General features: G+C 51.2%; 1 protein-coding gene. It reads left to right on the top strand.

From position 1 onward, the window contains the following. Positions 1–145: 145 nt before the first annotated feature. On the top strand, positions 146–472 hold the full coding sequence (locus tag ACTJI9_RS22430) for a hypothetical protein (RefSeq protein ID WP_440811028.1): 327 nt from the start codon (positions 146–148) through the stop codon (positions 470–472). Positions 473–691: the final 219 nt, after the last annotated feature.

Raw genomic sequence — 691 nt, 5'->3', positions numbered from 1 at the left:
GCCGAACATGGCGGCGATGCCAATGCTGCCATTACCAAGCTGGTCGAGGAACGCGCCTATCTTACCAAAGAGCTTGAATATGCTTCGCTTGCCATGGGCTTCGGTTTCGCCCGTGGCTGGAAGCCAAAGCTGTCGAGGCATTGAGATGGCTAGAAGCAGAGGCGAACCGCCACCCACTTTGATTGACAAGGAATATCCTTTTCAGGTCGCGTTGCATTGCGAGGACGTAAGCCTGCATTTTGACCGGGTGAGCTTCTTGTCCCAACAGCTCGACTGCTATCGCTTGAGGCGGAATGTTTACGTTCATCCAGATCGCTACATTGTCTACATGTTTGCAGAACAGCGAAACGCCGAGTGCTTTTTAAAAGCATTTGAAGCCGAATGGATAACGCCTGAACAAAGCAGGAGAGGCAATTGGGTGCCACGCTATACGCGCATGCTGGTGGGTTATGGTCTCGAAAAGACACCTTAGAGGCATCCGCGAAACGACGCGGTTCTGTGATCTCGAACCGTGGGACGATCTTTATGCCTATTGCTACAAATGTGGCCAGATAAGCCGTTTGGATCGGGATTCCCTTCAATGGAAATACGGCGCGCATGTTCGCATAAACTCGCTGACGAAGAAGCTGAGCTGTCAGGTCTGGAGCTGCAGGAATAAGGAACACAATATGTTCGGCACCAAGAACAAATT

Origin of the sequence: Phyllobacterium sp. 22552, from assembly GCF_052044585.1 — a bacterium.
Classification (GTDB): Bacteria; Pseudomonadota; Alphaproteobacteria; order Rhizobiales; family Rhizobiaceae; genus Phyllobacterium; species Phyllobacterium ifriqiyense.
Note: the sequence above shows the minus strand (reverse complement) of the source record. Positions and strands in the feature narration are given on the sequence as shown.